Raw genomic sequence first — 24145 nt, 5'->3', positions numbered from 1 at the left:
TTTGGAAATTAGGGACATTTCGGGAGCCAGGGCATGTCGTCAGCCGTAACGCGTTACGAATCCGCCAGTCACAGCCATGTCGGCATGGTGCGTCAGGTCAACGAGGACGCCTGCCTGGATGCGGTGCAAGCCGGCCTCTGGGTGGTGGCCGACGGCATGGGCGGGTATACGGCGGGCGATTTCGTCAGCAGCCTGATCGTCGATACGCTGCGCGCCATCCCGCCCGAGCCCTCCTTGGCGGCCTATGTCCAGGCATTGCGGGCGGGACTGGAGCAGGCCAACGCGGCGGTTCGCCAGGAAACCGCGCAGCGCGGGGTCGGCATCATGGGCAGCACCCTGGTGCTGCTGGCCGCCCGAGCAGACAAGGCCACCTGCCTGTGGGCCGGCGACAGCCGCCTGTATCGCCTGCGCGAGGGCCAGCTGGAGGTCATCAGCCACGACCACAGTTATGTCCAGGAGTTGCTGGACAGCAGGCTGCTCAGCGAGGACGAGGCGCGGGAGCACCCCATGGCCAACATCGTCACCCGCGCCGTGGGCACCCAGGACCGGCTGGAACTCTCGGCCGTGGACCTGGAGGTGCGTCCCGGCGACAGCTTCCTGCTGTGCAGCGACGGGCTGACCAAGACCGTCGAGGACCATGAACTGCGCGAGGTGCTGGGCAACGCGAGCCCCTATGAGGTGGTCCGCAGCCTGGTGCACCTGGGGCTGACCCGGGGCGCTCCCGACAACATCACGGCGGTAGTCGTCAATGCCCACTGAAAACGCATCAGCCGAAGAACGCTCGAGCATGGACATGGACATTCCCGGCTATGGGATCGAGCGCGAGCTGGGCGAGGGCGCCATGGCCACGGTCTACCTGGCGACCCAGCGCTCGCTGGAGCGCAAGGTGGCGCTCAAGGTCATGGCCGCCGCGCTGGCCGCCGACCGCAGCTTCTGCGAGCGCTTCCTGCGCGAGGGCAAGACCCTGGCGCGGCTCTCCCACCCGCACACCGTGACCATTTACGACATCGGCAATGCCGGCCACTTCTATTACATGGCCATGGAGTACCTGCCGAACGGGACGCTGAAGGAACGGATCGCCGAGGGGCTCAGCCCGCAGCAGGGACTGGTCTACCTGCGCCAGATCGCCCTGGCCCTGGGGTATGCCCATGCCCAGGGCCTGGTGCACCGGGACGTCAAGCCGGCCAATATCCTGTTCCGCGCCAACGGTTCGGCGGTGCTCTCGGACTTCGGCATCGCCAAGTCCCTGGAGGACAGCACCCAGTTCACCCAGGCCGGTTTCGCCGTGGGCACACCCAGCTACATGAGTCCTGAACAGGCCCGCGGCCAGCAGATCGACGGGCGCACCGATCTCTACGCCCTGGGGGTGGTGCTCTACGAGATACTCACCGGCAAGCTGCCCTATACCGGCAGCGACTCGCTGTCCACGGCCCTGGCCCACTTGACCGAGCCGCTGCCCGAACTGCCCATGACCCACGGCCGTTACCAGGGGATTCTGCGCAAGCTGCTGGCCAAGGACCCGGCCGAGCGTTTTGCCGATGCCGATGCCCTGATCGCCGCGCTGGACAACCTGCCGCCCGCCGGGCCGGCCGATGCCGAGGCGACGCAGATCCGCCCATTGCCGTTGCCCGCCGCGGCGGCCGCCGGCCAATCCGCGACGACCGGCCTGGGCGGGATGACGCCGGTTTCCCTGGACATGCCGCCGCTCGCTGCGCCAGAGCCTGAGCCAGCCGCCACGGCCGGATCCGAACAGGCCGCAAGCCTCGGCGCACAGCCGCCGGCCGGGTCGCGCGGGCCGTTGCTGGCGCTGCTCGGTGTGGCCGTGGCCGGCGCACTGGCCCTGGCTGGCGGGGGCTACTGGTGGCTGCGCTCGGCGCCGCCGGCGGAACCGGAAAACGGTCAGGTCGAGGCCAAAAAAACGCCGGCTGGCGAGGTGCGGGACTCGCCCGCCAAGACGGCCAGCGCAGCGCAACCGCCGCTGACGACGAACGCCGACGGCGGCGACCGGCCGCTGCTGATGCCGGGCAAGAAAACCCTGTTCCAGCGCGTGCTGAGCAAGCCCGGCGCACAGGTATCCAGCCAGCCGGGAGCGGCGCCCAGCGGTGCCGCGCTGCCGGCGTTCTCGGTGCTGTATGTCTATCAGCGCCAGGCGGTGGCGGGTGGCACCTGGCTGGAGGTCGGTGCCGCCAGCGATGGCCAGCGCGATGGCTGGTTGCTGGCCGAGCAGGTCAGCGACTGGAAGCAGAGCCTGGTGCTGAAATTCACCGAGCGCTCCGGTCGTTCGCCGGTCATGTTCCTGCGCGAAGCAAGCACCCTCGAACGGTTCCTGGCGGACACGGCCCAGGCCCGCGCGGCCCTGCACAAGGCGCAGAACGAAGGCAGCGTGGACCCGCAGATCGTCGCGCTGGAGCCTGTGGCCAGCGCCATTCCCCAGGACCAGTTCTACCTGCTGCCGATTTTCGAGGCCCGCGAGAGTTTCGATGCCGACGGTCAGCCGGTGCAACTGCTCAACGTGGCCTCCATCGACCCCGGCAATACGTCCCTGGGCAAGGCCGGGGGAGCGGCCAAGGCCGCCAGCGATGCCTTCCGCACGGCGATCGTGCTGGTGGTCGACACCTCGGTGTCGATGCAGCCCTACATCGACCGGGTGCGCCAGGTGGTGCAGGCGTTGCATCGGCAGATCGCCAGCCGTGGCGACCTGGACAGCGTCAGCTTCGGCCTGGTGGGGTTTCGCAGCAATGTCGAGAAAACCCCGGGCCTGGAATATGTGGCGCAAACCCTGGTGAGCCTGGAGCAGGGCCGCGATCCACAGCGCTTCCTCGAGCTGGCTGGCCAGGTCAAGGCCGCCCAGGTGTCCAGCCACGCCTTCAATGAGGATGCCTTCGCCGGTGTGATGGCGGCGGTCGAGGGCATGGACTGGAGTCCCTATGCCGGGCGGCTGATCCTGCTGGTCACCGATGCTGGCGCCCTGCGCAAGAACGATCCGCTGGGGCACACCCAGATGAACGAAGCCGAGGTGCGCGAAGCCGCCCTCAGTAAACGGATCAAGCTCTATGCGCTGCACTTGCGCACCGAGGCCGGTCGGAAAAACCATGACTTCGCCGAGCAGCAGTACCGCAGCCTGACGGCCGACGCCAACCCGCAGATCGGCGACCTGTACATTCCGGTGGCGGGCGGCGATGTCGGTCGCTTCGGCGATACGGTCGCCGAGATCGGCTCGGTATTCGCCGAACAGGTGCATCAGGCGCGCAACAACCAGCTGCCGAGCCTGCCGCCGCCACAGGGGGCACCGAGCGTCGCGAGCAAGGCCACGGCCATCGGCTACGCCATGCAAATGGACTTTCTCGGTCGCCAGTCGGCGGTCCGTGCACCGCAGCTGATCACCGCCTGGACCTCCGACCATGACCTGACCAACCCCTCGCTGCCGGCCTTCCAGGTCTGCGTACTGCTGACCAAGCTGCAACTCAACGACTTGCAGCAGTCGCTGAAACTGATCGTCGATGCGGCCCGTCGTACCCAGACCTCGCCCAAGGATTTCTTCCAGGAAATCGCCAGCGCCAGCGCCCACATGAGCCGCGACCCGACGCGGTTGAAGCAGGGCGGCAACCTGGTCGAAGGCGGCATCCTCGGCGAGTACCTGGACGGCCTGCCGTATCGCAGCAAATCGCTGACCATGACCCAGGACCTCTGGCTGTCCCTGAGCGTGGCCGAGCAGCAGGACTTCATCGACGAACTGGAGTCGAAGATCCGCCTGTACGAGACCTTCCACAACGACAGCGCCAACTGGGTCCGCTTCGGCGAGGCCCAGCCGGGCGATGCCCTGTATCGCGTGCCCCTGGCGACGCTGCCCTGATGCTCAAGCTCAGGGATATCCGCAAGACCCGCGGCGAGGGACCACAGCGCTACAGCCTGGTGGTGCCCCAACTCGACCTGCGGCCGGGCCAGCGCCTGGCCCTGGTAGGTCCCAGCGGCAGCGGCAAGAGCACCCTGCTGGACCTGCTGGCCCTGGTGCTGTCCCCGGACCCGGGCGGCGTTTTCGAATGCCGCGCCGACGACCGGATGCTGGATGTCGCCGGGCTCTGGCGCAGCGGCCGCCAGGATGTGCTGGCCGGGCTGCGCAGCCGGGTCATGGGCTATGTGCTGCAGACGGGCGGGTTGCTGGGGTTTCTCGACGTGCAGCGCAACATCGGCTTGTCACGGGCGCTGCTCGGCCTGCCGGCCGATGCCACGGTCTGGCGCCTGGCCGAACAGCTGGAAATTGCCGACCAGTTGCACAAGCTGCCGGCGGCACTGTCCGTGGGCCAGCGCCAGCGGGTGAGCATCGCCCGGGCCCTGGCCCATGGGCCGAGCATCGTGCTGGCGGACGAGCCCACCGCCTCGCTGGACCCGCTGAACGCCGAACGGGTCATGCAACTGCTGGTGGCCCAGGCCGAGGAGCGCGGCGTGTGCATTCTGGTCGCCACCCATGACGAGGCGCTGGCCCGGCGCGTCGGGCTGCAGCTGCATCCCTTGCAGGTGCAGCGCGGCGCGGATGGCGGGGTCACCGCGACCCTGGCGGGAGGTGGCTGATGCGGCTTGCCCTGATGGCCCTGCTGGCCTGGCACGACTACCGCGCCGAGGTGCGCCTGTCGGTTTGCGCGGTTTTGGCCCTGGTCGCCGTGCTCGCGCCCTTGCTGGTGCTGTTCGGCCTCAAGTTCGGCCTGGTCACCACCCTGACCGAACGCCTGGAGCGCGACCCCGCGGTGCGGGAAGTGGTGCCCATGGGCGGCGGGCGCTTCAGCGCCCAGGCCATCGCCGAACTGGCCGCGCGTCCCGAGGTTGCCTTCGTCGTGCCGCGTACCCGACAGATCGCCGCGACCGCCGACCTCTACCCGGACTCGGCCGGCCAGGCGTTGACGGTCGAGATGATCCCCACCGCCGCGGGCGACCCGCTGGTGGCGCCTGCGCTGCTGCCCCAGGCGCCGGACCAGGTACTGCTCAGCCAGCGGGCGGCGGAGAAACTCGGGGTCCAGGGCGGCGACGTGCTGAGCGCCGCGTTCGGCCGTCAGGTCGGCGGGCGCCAGGAATACCAGCGCACCCGCCTGCGGGTGCAGGGGGTCTTGCCACTCGCGGCCTTCCCGCGTGATGCGCTGTTCGCGCCCCTGGCACTGCTGGAAGCCGCCGAAGACTACCGCGACGGTCAGGCCTGGCCTGGGTACGAGCCACAAGCGAACACGGCGCGGGTGTATCCGGGGTTCCGTCTCTACGCCGCGGACCTGGACGGCGTGGAGCGCCTGCGCCGGTATTTCGCCGAGCGCCAGCTGGAAGTCGCGACCCAGGCCGGCGTCATCGCCCAGGTGCGCTCCCTCAGCCACAACCTGACCCTGGTGTTCTGGGTCATCGCCAGCCTGGCCCTGGCCGGGGCCTTCGCGGCCATGACCGCCAGCGCCCTGGCCGCCGTCGAGCGCAAGCGCAGGGCCTTGTCGGTGTTGCGCCTGCTGGGTTTTTCGACCGGCGCCCTGATCGCCTTCGTCGTACTGCAGGCGCTGTACACCGGGGTGTTCGGCTTGCTGCTGGCCTGGGGCTTGTACGGCATGGCCGAAACCGGGCTGAACCGGCTGTTCGCACCGGCGACGGGGGAGTTCGCCTGCCGGCTGCTGCCGGTCCACTACCTGCTGGCCCTGCTGCTGACGCTGCTCTGCTGCCTGCTGGCGGCGGCCTCCGGTGGCTGGCGCGCGGCGCGGATCGAAGCATCGGAAGGACTGCGCGATGTGTAACTGGCGGAGGGTTCTGGTCTGGCGGAAGGGCCTGGTCTGGCTGAGGGGCTTAGTCTGGCTGAAGGCTCTGGTCATGCTGGCGCTGGCCGGCGCGGCGCAGGCGCAGGACGCCCCTGCGGATAACCCGAAACCGCTGCCCGATGACCTCAGCCTGCCGCTGCCTTGCGAAGGCGAATTGGTGTTCCGCTACGTCTATGTCCTCGCCAAGGGCACCCTGGACGACCGTGAGGTCAATCTTGGCTATCCCTTCAGCGATGACGATCCGGGCTACCGGCAATCCTTCATCTCCGGTTATCGGCGCGACTACATCAACGGTCAGTTCGTCCTCGACGACCTGCCGGCCGACTGGCAAGCCCGAATCGCCCCGACCCTGCCCAAGAGCGAGGCCGACAGCCTGCTCAAGCCGATGTTCTATTTTGTCGGCAAATACGAGGTCACCGAGCGCCAATACGCCCTGGTCATGGCCCAGGAGGCGGCCTTGGCGGGACAGGGCGAGGCACCGGCCTGCGCCCCCATGAGCGACATGTCCGCGCGCTTGCCCAAGGTCAAGCTGTCGCGCCTCGAGGCCGAGCGCTTTGCCGCGGTGTACAGCGCCTGGTTGCTCAAGCACCACCGCGACCGGTTGCCGGTCAGCGGCCGCGGCAAAGCGGCCGAGGACGGCGGGATGGGCTTCGTCCGTCTGCCGACCGAAGTGGAGTGGGAATTCGCCGCCCGCGGTGGCCATGCGGTCAGCCGCCAGGCGCTGGAAGCGCGCTTGTTTCCGCGCAAGGTGCAAGGCAGCGACAGCGATGGCCCGCTAGGGGACTGGGCGGTGTTCAGCCAGGTCGCCGGGGGCACGGGGCAGGGCGCGCGGCTGTTGCCGGTCGGGCTGAAAAAGCCCAATCCACTGGGACTGTTCGACGTGATTGGCAATGCCGCGGAGATGGTCCAGGAGTCCTTCCAACTGGTCCACGCCGGCCGCCGCCAGGGCAGTTACGGCGGTTTTGTGGTCAAGGGCGGCAACTACCTGGAAGGCGAGCTGACGCTGTTCACCGGCATGCGCCGGGAATACCCGCTGTTCGCCGCCGACGGCAGCGAACAGCGCAACGCCACCACCGGTTTCCGGGTGGCCCTGGGCGCGTTGTCGGCACCGCGCTCACGCTTTGATGAGCTGTTCGAGCAGTGGCAGAAGGAGGGCCGCCTGGCAGGCCTGACCGATGAAATCGAGGCTGCCGAAGACCCGACCCAATTACTCGATAGTCTCATCGCCAGCAGCACCGACCCGAACCTGCAGGCCCGCCTGGCGCGGGTGAACGAAGAGCTCAAGCGCAATGTGTCGCTGATCGCCCGGCAGCGCGAGGAGGCCGCAGGCAACCTGATCCAGTCGGCGGCCCTGGTGGCCGAGACCGTCAACAACTACAACATTCGCCTGACCAACCTGAAGAAGGATCGCGATCAGGCGCGGGCCTCCCAGGACGAAGCCACCGCCAAGCTCTATGAAACGGCCATCGCCAATGGGCGCAGTGCGCTCGAGGGGGCCCTGGCGATCTACATCGACAACCTGGCGACCGGAACGCGCTACACCGACGAGGTGATCCAGACGCAGTTCCAGCGGACCCGGGAAGAGCTCAATCACAAACCGGTGCTGGGAAAAAGCCTCATGGCCCGTGCCACGCTTTTCGTCAGGCATGTGGGGCAGTTTCGCCAGCAGCACCGAGCCGATCCGGAGACGATCCTGAAGGAGCTTCTTGCACCCTGAGCAGGGTGTCGGAACGGTCGTCGGTGGCGGCGAAGACCAGCTAGGCTGGATGTAGCGTCGGCAGGCTTCGCTCACGCTGGACGCAGCCCGCTCTGCGCGAAGCCGAAACGGAATTGACCCACAAAACAAGGAGAGACACGACCATGGATACTTCACTCAAGAACTGCGTTTCGATCCTGGCTCGTACCCTGCCGTTGCCTGGCGTGGTCTGCTGCGCCCTGCTGCTGAGCGGATGCGCGGGCTTCGGGGCTCCAAGCTCGAAGGTCGCGGCCCAAACCAAGGTCGAGTACTACCCGCAATGCTATGAGCCGGTCAGCCAGCTGCGCAGTTCCGACAAGTCGATGACCAAGTCGGTGGCCACTGGCGCCATCGCCGGTGGCCTGCTCGGCGGCCTGACCGGGGCCCTGGTCGGCAATAGCGGCGATGCCGGTCGCAATGCCCTGATAGGCGCTGCCGCCGGGGCTCTGGTCGGGGGCGCGACCGGCTACTACAGCGAACGCCAGAAGCAGATCAGCGACGACCGTGCGCGCATTGCTTCCTACGCCAGCGACTTCGACCAGAGTACCGGCGAAATCGACCGCAGCATCAGCTACACCCGTACCGCACAGAACTGCTACCAGCGTGAGTTCACCTCACTGCTCAATGCGCGCAAGGCGAAGAAGATCGGCGACAGCGAAGGGCGCCTGCGCTTGGCCGAGATCGTCAGCGGCCTGAAGGAAACCAACGAGCTGATGGCCGCCGTGGATGGGCGTGCCGGCGAGAGCATCGATGTCTACACCCAAGCCTATGAGAAAGACTTGCAGACGGTCGGTGTGCAACGCCAGGACGTCGCTCAGGTGGCCGCCGTGAAGCCGCCGGCCGCCACCGATAAGAAGGCGTCGACCCGCAAGAAGGCCAGCACCAAGCCAGCGACGAAGACGAATGTGCCCAAAGAAGCCGTCACCACCGAGCGCACCTTGCAGCAAGCGACGGCCAAGCGTGCGGAAGGCCAGAAAATCGCCGCTCGTGGCCAGACCATGGTCAACGACGTATGCAGCAACCCCGACATGGGTGACTGGGCACCGCCTGCCTGCTCGAAAGCCTGATGCGGGAAAAGGGGGGCGGGATCCTGTCTATGCCGATCATCAGCCCCGCCTACCCGATATCCGCCGCGAATGCACCGCTGGTCCTGGCAACGCCGTCCGGCCAATCCAGCGACTAGACTCATCGGAATACCCAGGCTCGGCGTGCGCTGCAGCTGTCGCTACCGACAATCGGATTCTCCAGGGCGAAGCGGGGCGCACGGCGAACTTGTCGCGCGCCTGGAAGGCCTGTCCCGGCATCCCGCGGCGCCCCTGCAGCAGCCTCCTACAATCTGCCCACTATGGCGCCAAAAGCCCGTGCCAGAGCCCTCTGGTTTCCAAACTGCGGGGCGCTTGCGCGTGCTTGCCCGTCTGGCCGTTGCCGGGGGCATTGCGGGTGCCCGAGGCGATCCGGCCAATGGCTGCGCGCAGCTGTCCGGGGTGATCTAAGCTCCACAAAGGCTGGCCTTTCGAGCAGAGGTTTCAATGCAAAGCACACCAGAAAACAGTCTGAAAAATGCGTTGAAGGTCTGTAGAGACAGCTTTGTTTTCGTCGGCTTTTTCAGTTTCTTCATCAATGCGCTGATGCTGGTCCCGACCTTCTACATGCTTCAGGTGTATGGACGGGTGATGACCAGCGGCAGCCTGACCACCCTGACCATGTTGACGTTGATCATGACCCTGCTGGTGATCACCCTCGGCTCCCTGGAATGGGTTCGTTCGCGCATCATGGTCCGGGTCAGTACCCGGCTGGATGTGCTGCTCAGTCGTCAGGTCTACAAGGCCAGTTTCAAACGGGCCCTGGACAGCGGCGGCATGGATGCCTCGGCCCAGTCGCTCAACGACCTGACGGGCTTGCGCCAGTTTCTTTCCAGCAGCGGTCTGTTCGCCTTTTTCGACGCACCCTGGCTGCCGATCTACATCGCCGTGATGTTCCTGTTCCACCCCTGGTTCGGCTGGGTCGCGACGGGCAGCGCGTTGCTGTTGATAGTGCTCGCCTTCGTCAACGAGAAGCTCACGGGGCCGGTACTGGCCCAGGCCAACAGGGAGCATATCGGCGCGACCCTCCATACCACCAAGAACCTGCGCAACGCCGAAGTCATCGAGTCCATGGGCATGCTGGAAACCTTGATGGATCGCTGGGGGCGCCGGCAAAGAAACGTTCTGCTGCTGCAATCCCTGGCGAGCGACCGGGGCGGCATGGTCACCACGCTTTCGCGGACTTTCCGCCTGCTGGTGCAATCGCTGGTGCTGGGCCTGGGGGCCTACCTGGCGGTGGACCATCAGGTGGGGGCCGGCCTGGTGTTCGCCGGGGCCGTGCTGCTGGGGCGGGCACTGGCGCCCATCGACCTGATGATCGGCAGCTGGAAGGGCTTTATCGCGGCCCGTTCGCAGTACAACCGCTTGAATGACATCCTTGGCAAGCAACAGGCGCAACCCGAGCGTCTGTCCTTGCCCGCGCCTGAGGGCCAGGTGCAGGTCGAGAACCTGGTTGTCGCGGCACCTGGCTCCAGTACCCCGATCCTCAAGAACATCAGCTTCAGCGTACCGGCCGGTTGTGTGGTGGGCATCATCGGCCCGAGCGCCTCGGGCAAGTCGACTCTGGCCAGGGCGCTGATCGGCGTCTGGCCGCCGCAGCATGGGGTGGTCCGGCTGGATGGCGCGGACATCAGCACCTGGGACAAGCATGAGCTTGGCCCGTATATCGGTTACCTGCCCCAGGACATCGAATTGTTCGAGGGCAGCATCGGCGAGAATATCGCCCGCTTCGCCGAGATCGATTCGGCGAAGGTCATCCAGGCCGCCAGGACCGCTGGCGTCCACGAAATGATCCTGCTGTTGCCCGATGGCTACGACACCGTCATCGGCAGCGAGGGCTTCATGCTCTCGGCAGGGCAGCGCCAGCGCATCGGGCTGGCCCGCGCGCTGTACGGCAACCCGCGGCTGATCATTCTCGACGAACCCAATTCCAATCTCGACGAGGTCGGCGATCGTGCCCTGGCGGCCGCCATCGGGCAGATCAAGCACACCGGCGCGACCCTGTTCGTGATTACCCACCGCACCAACATCGTGTCGCAACTCGACCGGCTGCTGGTGATGAAAGCCGGGATGGTCGGCCTTTACGGGCCGCGCGAGGAAGTGCTGGCCGAACTCAGCGGGCAGCAACCGCCGGTACCCAAACATGCCGGGCCAGTACCGGTGGTGACCAACGTGGCGTCGATCGATGCCCGCAAGGACGATGGCGGTGAATCCTATGCCTAGTCGTCAAATCGAAAGCTTTTCCGACCTGCCGGTGTCCGATCGCAAGGCCCACCGCCTGGGCATGGGCATTGTCGGCGTGACCTTCGGCCTGTTCGGCACCTGGGCGGCACTCGCGCCCCTGGACGGTGCCGCCTACGCGCCGGGGGTGGTCACCGTGCAGACTTACCGCAAGACGGTCCAGCACCTGGAAGGCGGTATCGTCAAATCCGTATTGGCCCATGATGGCGACATCGTCAAGCGTGACGATCCGCTGATCATCCTCGACGATGCCCAGCTGCGCTCCGAGTACGAGGCGACCCAAAGCCTGCTGATCGCGGCCAGGGCCATGGAGTCGAGGCTGATTGCCGAGCGCGATGGGTTGCCGGCGATCGACTTCGGGCCGATGAGCGATCCCGCCAGCGTGCGGGGAGAGGAGGCGCGCCAGGGTGAGACCCAGGTATTCAACGCACGGCGGGGCTCGCGGCTGGGCCAGATCGCGGTGCTGCGCGAGCGCATCGGCCAATTGCACCAGCAGATCAAGGGCCTGGAGTCGATGATCGCGGTCAAGGTGCGCCTTGAGAAATCCTACAGCGGCGAAATCGGTGAATTGTCCGACCTGCTCAAGCAGGGGTTCGTCGACAAGCAACGCCTGCTCGAGCAGGACCGCAAGCTGGGGATGCTCAGGTCGGAGGTGGCCGATCACCGTTCCACCATCGACAGGATCCGTCTGCAGATCAACGAAACCCAGTTGCAGATCCTCCAGGTCGACAAGGATTTCGATTCCGACGTGGCCAAGCAGCTGGCCGAGGTGCAGACCAAGATCTACGACCTGCAAGAGAAGAACTCGGCCCTGGAAGACCGCCTCAGCCGTATCGTCATCCGCGCCCCCGACGCGGGCATGGTGATTGGCATGACGGTGCACACCATTGGCGGTGTCGTGCGTTCGGCGACGCCCTTGCTGGACATCGTGCCCTCGGTGTCCGAACTGGTCATCGAGGCCCAGGTGGCGCCGGTGGACATCGACCGTGTCGCCATCGGCAAGCGCGCCGATATCCGTTTCGGCGCGTTCAAGAGCTCGACCACGCCGGTGATCGAAGGCGAGGTCAGCAGCGTCTCGGCCGACCGGCTGACCAACGAAAAGACCGGGACCGCCTATTACCTGGCGCGGGTCCGGGTCACCGAGCACGGCGTGCGCACCTTGGGGGAGCGCAAGTTGTTGCCGGGGATGCCGGCGGACGTGTTGATCGTCACTGGGCAGCGCACGCTGTTGCAGTACCTGATGCAGCCGGCCAGGGATGTGATGTCTCAATCAATGATCGAGGAGTGATCCGTGGGAGCGTCGTCAATTCTGCTAGGGAGTGCATTCATGCTGGCAGCGGGGGCCGCCTTGGCGCAAACCGCTGCAGGAACATCAACCGGGGTCAATGCCTCGACCTATTCCACCGACCTCATGCAGCTGTACCGCGAGGCGCGGCTGGAAGATCCACAGGTCCTGGCCTCTTTTGCGCAAGCGCAGGCCGGCAAGGAACATCAACGCGAGGCGCTGGGGTCGCTGTTGCCGCAACTGTCGCTGAATGCCGGGGCGAACCGGATCCACCAGGAAAACGACCTGATACAGCAGCGCAGCTTCGATAGCGAAAGCTACAGCCTGGTGCTGCGCCAGTACCTCTACAACAAGGCCGCGTGGGAGAACTACCAGAAGTTCAAGAGCCTGGCCAAGCAGTCCGAATCCGAAGCGCTGGATGCCCAGGCCGAGGCCGCGGTGGAGCTGGCGCGGCGTTACTTCACCGCGCTGGCGGCCGAGGATGAGCTGGAGCTGGTGAGGGCCGAGCGCCGGACCACGCAAAAGAGCCTGGACCGGGTCAATGCGTTGTACGAAAAGCAGATGGCGATGATTACCGACCAGCTCGACCTCAAGGCCCGGGTGGACCTGCTCGCGGCCCAGGAACTGGATGCCCGCAACCAGGCCCGCATCAGTCGCGAGGCGCTGGCGGAGCTCGTCGGCCGGCCGGTCAAGGAGAAGCTCAACCGGATTCGCGATGGCGCGCAACTGCGGGTTTCGGCGCAGAGTCTGGAGTCCTGGGTGCGCGATGGCATGGAGCTGAACCCGACGCTCAAGGCCAGCGAAAGCGGCGCCGAAGCTGCGAACGCAGCGTTGCGCAGTGGCAAGGGCGGGCACTATCCGACGGTGAGCCTGAACCTCAGCGCGCAACAGACCAACGAGGGCTACAACAATACCCTGGCGCCCCGCACCGACAGCTATGTCGCCGGTATCGGCGTTCAGGTGCCGCTGTACAGCGGCGGCTCGACCTCGGCGCGGGTCCGTGGGCTCTACCAGGACCAACTGGTCGCCGAGCAGCAGCTGGAAGCGATCCGGCGCCGGGTGGTCAAGGAGATCACCAGCGCCTACCTGACCGCCAATTCGAACGGCGAAAAGATCGACGCCAGTCGTTCGGCCCTGGCCTCGGCACAGCTGTCCAGGGTGGCGGCAGAGAAGGGGCTGAGCTACGGCATGGTCAACGCCGTCGATGTACTGACCAGCGTGCGCAACGAGTTCCGCGCCCGGCGCGATCTGCTCAAGACGCAATACGAGTTCCTCAGCAACGTCTTCACCCTCAATCGCTGGGCGGGAAAACCACCGGTTGAAAGTGTCGAGAATGTGAATGCCTGGCTGAGTCCCGGTAGCGCCGGCCAGGCCATGGGTGTTGGCATCGAGGACCAGGAGTAAGGCACCGGGGCATTTCTGCCCCGGCTGAAGAGTCGCTTGCGCAGAGGATCGGCTTGAGCCAGCGATCCATGGTGCTGCCGGATCCGTCGATAAATTGACGCTCTCATTACGTACAGGCTTATCTGCGCGCCATTCGTCTGTTACTTGACGAGCCTGGTTGGATCCGACTTTGCCCGCGGCTCGCTCGTGGCGAGCCTAAGAGCTTGATTTGCGGGGGATAGGGCGCCCCAGGGGAACCTCGGTCCAGCGACCCGCACCAGGCTTGGGTCGAAGACCGACGGATGGGTTGGCAGGCAGCGCAGTGGGCTGGCCTAGACTCAGTTGAGGGCTCGCGGATGCCCTGCGACACGTGCAAGTTATTGATAGTTATTCTTATTTATACCGTTTCGATAGCTTTGCCCGGCTGTGGGAAACCTCCGCAATTTCTGCCTGCACCCCGGGTCGCCAAGACCCGGGCGGGCACGTTTCAGAGCCTTTCGGCGCTCGCATCCGTCCTTCAAGAGCGAGTGGCCGATCAAGGAAGGCCAACGCGTATGAAGGTCATCGTTTTTCAAGGGGAGGCAGGAAGATCATGCCAGACCATACAAAAACGATACGCGTGATGCTGATCGATTGCCGCCCCCTCGTGCTTATGGGGCTCCATGATTTGATCAATGCGAGGAGGCCCCGGATGGAGGTGAGTGGCCAGGCCACCACCTACACCAATGCGCTGGACCTTGCCGATCAGCTGCGTCCCAATGTGATCTTTTTCAGTTTCTTTCCGGATGCGCTGAACCCCCTGGAGGTCGTCGCAGGGCTGACCCGCAGCCCGGAAATCAAACTGCTGGTGCTCAAGGGCCTGTACGAATCCGTTCCGGTTGCCCAGGTGATCGAGGCGGGCGCGCGCGGCATTGTGCTGGCGGAAGACCCGACGGAGTCGATCGTCCGGGCCATCATCAAGGTCCACCATTACGACGTCGGGCTGGACCGTGCCTGGTCCGGCGGGCTGTCCGGCTATGCCGCGACCCGGCATGTACCCGTGCGATGCAACCTGGAACAGGCGAAGCAGGCGCGGCTGACATTGCGCGAGCGGGAACTGATTCGCGCCATCGTCGGCGACCCGTCCGCCAAATACATGAGCATCGCCGAGCGCCTGGGCATCAGTGAGCACACCGTACACAACCACCTCAGCAACATTTATCAGAAGCTCAACCTGATCAACCGCATCGACTTGCTGATGTACGCGCTCAAGCACGGGCTCACCGATAATGAAGAACCGCCCGACTCCACGTGGGTGGAACTGAAATGAGCTGATCAAGACAAGCCAGCCCTGTGGCTGTCCTTGTCGCTGTCCAGGCTGCCCGGATCGAGGGTGATGCCGTTCTTGTCGTTTCCTGCCCCATGAATGCGCAGGCATGTCGCCGTGTTCTGTGAGCCTTGGGCTGCCTGGGCGTTTGGCGTGGAGGCGAGTGAGAGCGTTTCGGACGGTAGCGGCAAAAAAAAGCGAGGGTGGTTTCCAGGCCACCCTCGCTTTCATTCGCATGTGCGAGGTTTCAGACGCTGCCCATCACAATGTCGGTATTGAGCAGATCGACCCCGACCAGGGTAATGGTCGTTATCTGTCCGCCCGTCTCGGCCACCGTCACGATGCTGTCGGCGCCGGCATTGTTGATCGACTGCACAACGGCCCCCGCGTCACCAATGAGCACCACTGCATCGCGCTGGCCGGCTCCGGCATCGAAGCCTGTGACCTGGTACTGGTTCTCGGCGGCCGACAGGTCGATGTTGAAGGCATCCCGTTCACCCGTGGTGCCCACCAGCCTGAAGTCGAAGAGCACGTCGGTCGTGTCGTTGGCGAACAGGTTGGCGTCGAACGCGCTGGTCGCCGTGTCGCCATCCTTGTCCGTCACCGTCGCGTTGAACGCCAGCTTGACGTCGCTGGCCAGGCTCTCGGTCTCGTGGGTGAACTCGATCGTCGGGATCTTGATCTCGCCCCGGGCCATCGTCAGCTGGACCGCATCGATCAACGATGTAGCCGATTGCTCGACGGTGAAGGACACCTGTCCACCAGCCTCTGGCGTCAGGGTATTGACCTCGATGAGGTTGGAGAAGGTGCCATCTTCGTAGAAGACCCTGTAGTACAGGTCCTCGGTGGCCGTGTTGTACCCGCCCACGGAGTTGTCGATAAATACCTTCATGCTTGTCAGCAGACTTTCCGGGTTGACCACGAAGCTTTCATCGGCCGCGCCGATTGCCGCCTGGTTGTCTCCCTGGAGCAGGTTGTTGGCGATGCCGATGCCAGCCGTGCTGACGTTCAAGGCCGCCGAGCCGATGTAGGACGGCAGCGGGTTGGTCTGCAACTGCGCTTCGGTAGGGTCGGACGCTCCAAGCCCGATACCGGTGAGGATGCTGTTCGCTCCGCTTGCCGGAGCCAGCGGGTTGGCGCCGAAGAACACGATATGCTCGCTGCCGATGGTCAGCGTACGCACCGGATCCGGGCCACCGGCATCCAGCGAGCCGTCGGCACTGCTGAGGACGATGGTCGAACGGAAGCCTTCCTCCAGATCCAGGGCATAGGTGCCATTGGCGTTGGCGGTCAGCGTGTAGTGGACGGTGGTGTTGGCCGTTGCCGCGTTGTTGTCGAAGTCACCGGTCAAGGTGCCCGCGAACTGATACGCGCCATTGGCGTCCGGTGACGGCGACTGCTCGACCAGCGTACCGGTGCCGGTGGTGGTCGTGTCGTCCGGCCGGACCAGGGTGAACTGGCCGTTCACCAGCGAGATGTCCAGGCCGGTCGCACCCAGCCCGTCGGCGCCGGCCGCCATATCCCAGTAGCCTTGTTGCGCGTGGTCGGTCCCTGTACCGATCAGGTTGCCGAAGGCCAGGGTCGGGGTGTCGTCATCGACGGTGATCACCAGCTTGTCGGCCGCGGCGGTCACCGTGTCGCCATCCTTGTCGGTGGCTTGCAGCAGGGTTCCCAGGTTGAGGGTGAGGTCGTTTTCATCGTTGCCCGTCGCGTGGTCCAGGTGCTGGAGCAGGCTGAAGGTGTAGGCACCCGCTACCGTCAGGCTGAGGGTGAACACGTCAGTCGCGCCGGCCTTGGCGGTCAGGGTGCTGCCCAGGACGCTGTAGGTCAGTGCCACTCCGCCGGAGCTCAGGGCTGGCAAGCTGCTGGTGTTACTCGACAAGGAGTAGCTCAGCGGCACGTCGGCCCCGGACTGGAAGATGCCGCTGACGTTGCCGCTGACCGTGGTGACCTCGCCCGGTACATCGCCGATACCCCCGGCGATGCCATTGGCCAGGCCGTCCTCGTCGACGGTGCCGGCCGCGGCGGTGCCATTCGCCGTTGGCGTGTCGTCATCGACGGTGATCACCAGCTTGCCGGGCGCCGCGGTGACCGTATCGCCATCCTTATCCGTGGCTTGCAGCAAGGTGCCCAGGTTGAGGGTGATGTCGTTTTCATCGTTGCCGGCTGGGTGATCCAGCGGCTGCAGCAGGGTGAAGCTGTAGTCACCGGCGGCGCTGAGGCTGAAGGTGAATACATCGGTTGCGCCAGCCTTGGCCGTCAGGGTGTCGCCAGCGATGCTGTACACCAGTGCCACTCCGCCGGAGCTCAGCGCCGGCAGACCGCTGGTATCACTCGACAAGGCGTAAGTCAGCGGTACGTCGGCCCCGGACTGGAAGATGCCCGTGACGCTGCCGTTGGCTGTCGTCGCTTCGCCAGGCACATCACCCAGGCCACCAGCAATGCCATTGGCCAGGCCGTCCTCATCGACGGTGCCGGCCGCAGCGGTTCCGGCGGCGGTTGGCGTGTCGTCATCGACGGTAATCACCAGTTTCTCGGCCGCGGCGGTCACGGTGTCGCCATCCTTGTCCGTGGCCTGCAGCAGGGTGCCGAGGTTGAGGGTGATGTCGTTTTCATCGTTGCCGGCTGGATGATCCAGCGGTTGTAGCAAGGTGAAGCTGTAGTCACCGGCGGCGCTAAGGCTGAAGGTGAACACATCGACCGCGCCAGCCTTGGCCGTCAGGGTGTCGCCAGCGATGCTGTAGACCAGTGCCACTCCACCCGAACTCAGGGCCGGCAGGCCACTGGTATCGCTCGACAGGGCATAGCTCAATGGCACGTCGGCCCCGGACTGGAAGATGCCCGTGACGCTGCCGCTGGCATTGGTGGCTTCGCCAGCCACGTCACCCACACCACCGGCGATGCCATTGGCCAGGCCGTCTTCGTCGACGGTGCCGGCCTCCGCGGTTCCGGCGGCTGTAGGTGTGTCGTCATCGACGGTGATCACCAGTTTCTCGGCCGCGGCCGTCACGGTGTCGCCATCCTTGTCCGTGGCTTGTAGCAGGGTGCCGAGGTTTAGGGTGATGTCGTTTTCATCGTTACCGGCCGGATGATCCAGCGGTTGCAGCAGGGTAAAGCTATAGGCGCCTGCGGCACTGAGGCTGAAGGTGAATACCTCGGCCCCACCCACGCCCGCATTCGCGGTCAGGGTGTCGCCGGCAACGCTATAGACAAGGGCGACTCCGCCCGAACTCAGCGCTGGCAGGCCGCTGGTATCACTCGACAAGGCGTAAGTCAGCGGTACGTCGGCCCCGGACTGGAAGATGCCCGTGACGCTGCCGTTGGCTGTCGTCGCTTCGCCAGGCACATCACCCAGGCCACCAGCAATACCATTGGCCAGGCCGTCTTCGTCGACGGTGCCGGCCGCGGCAGTTCCAGTGGCAGTTGGCGTGTCGTCATCGACGGTGATCACCAGCTTGTCGGCGGTGGCGGTCACCGTGTCGCCGTCCTTGTCGGTGGCCTTCAGCAGGGTCCCCAGGTTGAGGGTGATGTCGTTTTCATCGTTGCCCGCTGGGTGATCCAGCGGTTGCAGCAGGGTAAAGCTGTAGTCACCGGCGGCGCTGAGGCTGAAGGTGAATACATCGGTTGCGCCAGCCTTGGCGGTCAGGGTATCGCCAGCCACGCTATAGACCAGCGCCACTCCACCCGAACTCAGGGCTGGCAGACCGCTGGTATCACTCGACAAGGCGTAAGTCAGCGGTACGTCGGCGCCGGACTGGAAGATACCGGTCACACTGCCGCTGGCATTGGTGGCTTCGCCAGCCACGTCGCCCACACCACCGGCGATGCCATTGGCCAGGCCGTCTTCGTCGACAGTGCCGGCCTCCGCGGTTCCGGCGGCTGTAGGTGTGTCGTCATCGACGGTGATCACCAGTTTCTCGGCCGCAGCCGTCACGGTGTCGCCATCCTTGTCCGTGGCTTGTAGCAGGGTGCCCAGGTTGAGGGTGATGTCGTTTTCATCGTTACCGGCCGGATGATCCAGCGGTTGCAGCAGGGTGAAGCTGTAGTCACCGGCGGCACTGAGGCTGAAGGTGAATACATCGGTTACGCCCGCCTTGGCCGTCAGGGTGTCGCCGGCAACGCTATAGACAAGGGCGACTCCGCCCGAACTCAGCGCTGGCAGGCCGCTGGTATCACTCGACAAGGCGTAAGTCAGCGGTACGTCCGCCCCGGACTGGAAGATGCCCGTGACGCTGCCGTTGGCCGTCGTCGCTTCACCCGCCACGTCGCCGACGCCACCAGCGATGCCATTGGCCAGGCCATCCTCGTCGACGGTTCCGGCCCCAGCGGCGCCATTCGCCGTTGGCGTGTCGTCATCGACGGTGATCACCAGCTTGTCGGCGGCGGCCGTCACGGTGTCGCCATCTTTATCCGTGGCCTGGAGCAGGGTTCCCAGGTTGAGGGTGATGTCGTTTTCATCGTTGCCCGCTGGATGATCCAGCGGTTGCAGCAGGGTAAAGCTATAGGCGCCTGCGGCACTGAGGCTGAAGGTGAATACCTCGGCCCCACCCACGCCCGCATTGGCGGTCAGGGTGTCGCCCGCGACGCTATAGACCAGCGCCACTCCGCCGGACGTCAGGGCTGGCAGGCCACTGGTGTCGCTCGACAAGGCATAAGTCAGCGGTACGTCCGCCCCCGACTGGAAGATGCCCGTGACATTGCCGCTGACGGTGGTTGCTTCGCCAGCCACGTCACCGACACCACCGGCAATACCATTGGCCAGGCCGTCTTCATCGACAGTGCCTGCTTCGGCGGTGCCGGTGGCGGTTGGCGTGTCGTCATCGACGGTAATCACCAGTTTCTCGGCGGCAGCCGTCACCGTGTCGCCGTCCTTGTCGGTGGCTTGCAGCAAGGTGCCCAGGTTGAGGGTGATGTCGTTTTCATCGTTGCCCGCTGGGTGGTCCAGTGGCTGCAGCAGGGTGAAGCTGTAGGCGCCCGCTGCACTGAGGCTGAAGGTGAATACCTCGGCCCCACCCACGCCCGCATTGGCGGTCAGGGTGTCACCGGCGACGCTGTAGACCAGCGCCACTCCGCCCGAGCTCAGGGCTGGCAGACCGCTGGTATCGCTCGCCAAGGCGTAAGTCAGCGGTACATCGGCACCCGACTGGAAGATACCCGTGACGTCGCCGCTGGCGGTGGTGGCCTCGCCAGCCACGTCGCCGACGCCACCAGCGATGCCATTGGCCAGGCCGTCTTCATCGACAGTGCCCGCTTCGGCGGTGCCGGTGGCGGTTGGGGTGTCGTCATCGATGGTGATCACCAGTTTCTCGGCGGCAGCCGTTACCGTATCGCCGTCCTTGTCCGTCGCTTGCAACAGGGTTCCCAGGTTGAGGGTGATGTCGTTTTCATCGTCGCCCGCCGGGTGATCCAGCGGCTGCAGGAGGGTAAAGCTGTAGGCACCTGCAGCACTGAAGCTGAAGGTGAATACCTCGGCGCCACCCACGCCTGCATTGGCGGTGAGGGTGTCACCGGCGACGCTGTAGACCAGCGCCACTCCGCCGGACGTCAGGGCTGGCAGGCCACTGGTATCGCTCGACAGGGAGTAAGTCAGCGGCACGTCGGCACCGGACTGGAAGATTGCAGTCACATTGCCGCTGGCCGTGGTGGCTTCGCCGGGCACATCGCCGACACCACCGGCGATGCCATTGGCCAGGCCGTCTTCATCGACGGTTCCGGCCTCGGCGGTTCCGGTGGCGGTTGGGGTATCGTCATCGACGGTAATCACCAGTTTTTCGGCGGCAGCCGTTACCGTATCGCCGTCCTTGTCCGTGGCTTGCAGCATTGCACCCAGGTTGAGGCTGATGTCGTTTTCATCATTGCCCGCTGGGTGATCCAGCGGTTGCAGCAAGGTGAAGCTGTAGTCACCGGCGGCGCTGAGGCTGAAGGTGAATACATCGACCGCGCCGGCCTTGGCCGTCAGGGTGTCACCGGCAACGCTGTAGACCAGCGCCACTCCGCCTGAACTCAAGGCTGGCAGACCGCTGGTATCACTCGACAGGGAGTAAGTCAGCGGTACGTCGGCTCCGGACTGGAAGATCGCCGTGACGCTGCCGCTGGCCGTTGTCGCTTCGCCAGGTACGTCGTCCACACCACCGGCAATACCGTTGGCCAGGCCATCTTCATCGACGGTGCCGGCTCCAGCGGTGCCATTCGCGGTGGGGGTGTCGTCATCGACGGTGATCACCAGTTTGTCGGCCGCGGCGGTTACCGTGTCGCCATCCTTGTCGGTGGCTTGCAACATCGCGCCCAGGTTGATCGTGATGTCGTTTTCATCGTCGCCCGCCGGGTGATCCAGCGGTTGCAGCAGGGTAAAGCTGTAGGCGCCCGCCGCGCTGAGGCTGAAGGTGAACACATCGACCGCGCCGGCCTTGGCGGTCAGGGTGTCACCTGCGACGCTGTACACTAGGGCCACTCCGCCCGAACTCAGGGCTGGCAAGCCGCTGGTATCGCTCGACAGGGCATAGCTCAGCGGTACGTCGGCCCCGGACTGGAAGATGCCCGTGACATTGCCGCTGGCCGTCGTTGTTTCGCCCGCCACGTCACCGACACCACCAGCAATGCCGTTGGCCAGGCCGTCCTCATCGACGGTTCCAGCCTCGGTGGTTCCGGCGGCGGTGGGCGTATCGTCATCGACGGTGATCACCAGTTTCTCGGCGGCGGCCGTCACCGTATCACCGTCCTTATCCGTGGCCTTCAGCAAGGTGCCCAGGCTGAGGGTAATGTCGTTTTCATCGTTACCGGCTGGATGGTCCAGCGGTTGCAGCAGGGTAAAGCTGTAGTCACCTGCAGCATTGAGGCTGAAGGTGAATACATCGGTTGCGCCGGCCTTGGCGGTGAGGGTGTCGCCGACCACGCTATACACCAGCGCCACTCCACCGGAGGTCAGGGCTGGCAGGCCGCTGGTGTCGCTCGACAGGGAGTAAGTCAGCGGTACGTCGGCCCCGGACTGGAAGATCCCGGTGACGGTGCCGCTGGCCGTGGTGACCTCGCCAGGCACGTCGCCGACACCGCCGGCAATGCCATTGGCCAGGCCATCCTCATCGACGGTTCCGGTCGCGGCGACGCCGGTCGCGGTGGGGGTGTCGTCATCGACGGTGATCACCAGTTTCTCGGCCGCGGCCGTCACCGTATCACCGTCCTTATCCGTGGCCTTCAGCAGGGTGCCCAGGTTGAGGGTGATGTCGTTTTCATCGTTGCCCGCTGGATGATCCAGCGGTTGCAGCAGGGTAAAGCTATAGGCACCGGCGGCGCTGAGGCTGAAGGTGAACACATCGACGGTGCCCGCCTTGGCGGTCAGGGTGTCGCCCACCACGCTGTACACCAGTGCGACGCCGCCGGAAGTCAGGGCCGGCAGGCCGCTGGTGTCGCTCGACAAGGAGTAAGTCAGTGGCACATCGACGCCGGACTGGAAGATGGCGGTCACGCTGCCGCTGACGCTGGTGACCTCGCCAGGCACGTCGCCGACACCGCCTGGGATGCCATTGGCCAGGCCGTCCTCATCGACGGTGCCGGCCGCCGCGGTCCCGGCCGCGGTCGGTCCATCGTCCTCGAAGATCATCTTCGAGCCGATTTCGGTGGTGATCGTGGAGGGGTGGCGCAGCGAGAAACCACCGATATCGAAGTCGGCGTGGTTATCGCCCCTGGCGTTGACGGCGGCCCCGTTCTCGATCAGCACGCGGTTGTGATTCGCGCTGGTGGTGTATTCGATCTGGTAGCCGGCCTTGACGCCGGTGATGGTGGCCACGCCGCCGGTAAAGCTGATGGCAATGTTCGGATCGTTCACCGAGCCGTCGGAGTTCTCGATCACCAGCCCGGTGCTTTTATCGAAGATGCGCACATTGGTGATGGCCACCGACGTATCGTTCGCATAGCCGTTGACGAAGTTCACGCCGCTTTCAACCGCAGTGCTGTAGGCACTGATCTTGACCATCGCGGTCTTGCCGCCTTGCAGCTGCACGACATCGAAACTGGCCGTCGTCGCATTAAACATCGCGGTGTAGTCGATATTGGCTTCGACGTCGGCTTCGTTCTGGCTCAGGTTGGGCACGGTCACATCCAGCCGGGCGCCGGTGACAAAGGTCAGGCGGATGCCTTCCTGTTCCACGATCATCTGGTTGTTGGTACCAATGGTGGTCGGGCCACCGCCCTGGCTGGTATTGACGGTGTCACCGGTGTTGATGTTGGCGCCCGATGACTGGTCCGCAGGGTCTTTACCGGTGGCGATGATCGTCGGATCGCTGACCCGCAACACACCGCCGTCGTTGACCACCGTCGGGTTCGACCCCGTGAACATCAGGAACAGGTTCTGCCCGGAGGGGGCGTTGGTCAGGTCGAATCCGTCCTTGAGGGTGCTGACGAACACCTTGTCCAGCAGGCTGAGGGCATCGTCCGGGTTACTCGCGTCCGGGTGCTTGAGCGGTTGATATTCCACGGTCCAGATCTTGCCGCCGCTGACTGGCGATCCGGTTTCCTCGATATAGGCGGCGAACACGATTGCGCCGGCAGGGCCTCCGGCCCGGCCCAGCAGGATGTTGTTGTTGGTATCGGTATACAGCAGGATGCTGGTGCCATCGAGGGTATCCAGCCCGCTGTCCAGGCCGTTGAGCGCCGCGCCCAGGCTGTCGGTGAACTTGATATCGAGGATGTTGGTACCGGGCGTCAGGTTGAGGGTGAAGGCATTGCTGCCGGTGTTGCCCACGGCACCGGTGTAGCCACTCAAGGCGGCGTCCATGGCGGTACCGACGCCAAGGGCGCTCAGGCGGGTGGCGAAGGTCGAGGGCAGGGCGGACAACAGGATGTCATTGTCGTTAGCGTCTCCCGCGGGGCTTGGCGTGGCGGTGGCGTTCTGCAATCCGCTGGTTTCGTCCAGGGTCACGCTCGCACCGGTCACCAGGATGGACGAGGCGCTGCTCGCCTGGGCAGTGCTGACGGCCAGCGTGTCGGCGCTGGGGAACACGGGGTAGAGAGCGGTACTGGTGTCAGCGCTCAGGTCGTTCGTGGGGGATGGGGTTTTTTTAGAAATAGTCATGACATTCTCCCGGGCAATTCCAGTCGTTGAGGCCGCACCTCGGCCCTCTGTTAGCAGATACAACCACTATGGGGATGTCGCGCAGGTTGCGCATTGGCCGATACTCCCAGGCAGGATGGGAGTTTCAGCCTATTCAGGAAGTGACGCGGGATAAGGCGCAGCAGTGCTCGCAAACAGGACCCTGAGGGGGGCTTCAGGGGTAGCCCGCGATGGCGGCCACAGGCCGTCGTCGAGCGGCTCGACGGGCTGCTCGAGCGCTCGCCGCGGTT

11 protein-coding genes are annotated in these 24145 nt (G+C 65.2%); 10 read left to right on the top strand and 1 reads right to left on the bottom strand.

What is annotated here, in order from left to right; all coding sequences use genetic code 11:
• Nucleotides 1-33: 33 nt before the first annotated feature.
• The 10 genes from PMI20_RS20945 (at nt 34) to PMI20_RS20900 (ending at nt 14812) form a co-directional block, all read left to right on the top strand.
• Complete coding sequence (locus PMI20_RS20945) at nt 34-759, top strand: PP2C family protein-serine/threonine phosphatase (protein ID WP_007930444.1); 726 nt, start codon at nt 34-36, stop codon at nt 757-759.
• A gap of 28 nt (nt 760-787) precedes the next feature.
• Nucleotides 788-3853, top strand: coding sequence for a serine/threonine-protein kinase (locus PMI20_RS20940; protein ID WP_037035647.1), 3066 nt, complete (start codon nt 788-790; stop codon nt 3851-3853).
• The gene (locus PMI20_RS20935) at nt 3853-4569 is read left to right on the top strand and encodes an ABC transporter ATP-binding protein (protein ID WP_007930446.1); all 717 of its coding nucleotides are present in this window, start codon (nt 3853-3855) and stop codon (nt 4567-4569) included. Before PMI20_RS20940 ends, PMI20_RS20935 begins: the two co-directional genes overlap by 1 nt.
• Nucleotides 4569-5756 carry an ABC transporter permease gene (locus tag PMI20_RS20930; protein ID WP_007930447.1) on the top strand — a complete coding sequence of 396 codons (1188 nt, stop codon included), beginning with the start codon at nt 4569-4571 and terminating at the stop codon, nt 5754-5756. The genes PMI20_RS20935 and PMI20_RS20930 overlap by 1 nt, the downstream gene beginning before the upstream one ends.
• Before the next feature lie 73 nt (nt 5757-5829).
• A complete protein-coding gene (locus PMI20_RS20925) occupies nt 5830-7494 on the top strand; it encodes a formylglycine-generating enzyme family protein (RefSeq protein ID WP_037035649.1) in 1665 nt (554 codons plus the stop codon).
• Nucleotides 7495-7637: 143 nt separating this feature from the next.
• Entirely contained in the window at nt 7638-8579 is a 942-nt protein-coding gene (tagQ, locus tag PMI20_RS20920) for a type VI secretion system-associated lipoprotein TagQ (RefSeq protein WP_007930449.1), read from the top strand.
• Between the two features lie 462 nt (nt 8580-9041).
• Entirely contained in the window at nt 9042-10817 is a 1776-nt protein-coding gene (locus tag PMI20_RS20915) for a type I secretion system permease/ATPase (protein WP_007930452.1), read from the top strand.
• Nucleotides 10810-12123 (top strand): HlyD family type I secretion periplasmic adaptor subunit, encoded by a 1314-nt coding sequence (locus tag PMI20_RS20910; RefSeq protein WP_037035651.1) that lies wholly within the window; start codon nt 10810-10812, stop codon nt 12121-12123. Before PMI20_RS20915 ends, PMI20_RS20910 begins: the two co-directional genes overlap by 8 nt.
• 3 nt (nt 12124-12126) lie before the next feature.
• A complete protein-coding gene (locus tag PMI20_RS20905) occupies nt 12127-13524 on the top strand; it encodes a TolC family outer membrane protein (RefSeq protein ID WP_037035653.1) in 1398 nt (465 codons plus the stop codon).
• Between the two features lie 571 nt (nt 13525-14095).
• Nucleotides 14096-14812 carry a response regulator transcription factor gene (locus tag PMI20_RS20900; protein ID WP_037035655.1) on the top strand — a complete coding sequence of 239 codons (717 nt, stop codon included), beginning with the start codon at nt 14096-14098 and terminating at the stop codon, nt 14810-14812.
• A gap of 244 nt (nt 14813-15056) precedes the next feature.
• On the opposite strand, the gene PMI20_RS20895 is transcribed toward PMI20_RS20900, so the two are convergent.
• The gene (locus tag PMI20_RS20895; RefSeq protein ID WP_284169038.1) at nt 15057-23876 is read right to left on the bottom strand and encodes a T1SS-143 repeat domain-containing protein; all 8820 of its coding nucleotides are present in this window, start codon (nt 23874-23876) and stop codon (nt 15057-15059) included.
• Between the last annotated feature and the right edge of the window lie 269 nt (nt 23877-24145).

The organism is Pseudomonas sp. GM17 (assembly GCF_000282175.2).
Taxonomy (GTDB): Bacteria; Pseudomonadota; Gammaproteobacteria; order Pseudomonadales; family Pseudomonadaceae; genus Aquipseudomonas; species Aquipseudomonas chlororaphis.
This window is presented reverse-complemented; position numbering and strand designations above follow the sequence as displayed.

Coding starts and splice junctions, on each gene's coding strand:
- PMI20_RS20910 (WP_037035651.1), top strand. CDS start 10,810: ATGCCTAGTCGTCAAATCGAAAGCTTTTCCGACCTGCCGGTGTCCGAT.
- PMI20_RS20935 (WP_007930446.1), top strand. CDS start 3,853: ATGCTCAAGCTCAGGGATATCCGCAAGACCCGCGGCGAGGGACCACAG.
- PMI20_RS20895 (WP_284169038.1), bottom strand. CDS start 23,876: ATGACTATTTCTAAAAAAACCCCATCCCCCACGAACGACCTGAGCGCT.
- PMI20_RS20925 (WP_037035649.1), top strand. CDS start 5,830: ATGCTGGCGCTGGCCGGCGCGGCGCAGGCGCAGGACGCCCCTGCGGAT.
- PMI20_RS20945 (WP_007930444.1), top strand. CDS start 34: ATGTCGTCAGCCGTAACGCGTTACGAATCCGCCAGTCACAGCCATGTC.
- tagQ (WP_007930449.1), top strand. CDS start 7,638: ATGGATACTTCACTCAAGAACTGCGTTTCGATCCTGGCTCGTACCCTG.
- PMI20_RS20930 (WP_007930447.1), top strand. CDS start 4,569: ATGCGGCTTGCCCTGATGGCCCTGCTGGCCTGGCACGACTACCGCGCC.
- PMI20_RS20915 (WP_007930452.1), top strand. CDS start 9,042: ATGCAAAGCACACCAGAAAACAGTCTGAAAAATGCGTTGAAGGTCTGT.
- PMI20_RS20900 (WP_037035655.1), top strand. CDS start 14,096: ATGCCAGACCATACAAAAACGATACGCGTGATGCTGATCGATTGCCGC.
- PMI20_RS20940 (WP_037035647.1), top strand. CDS start 788: ATGGACATGGACATTCCCGGCTATGGGATCGAGCGCGAGCTGGGCGAG.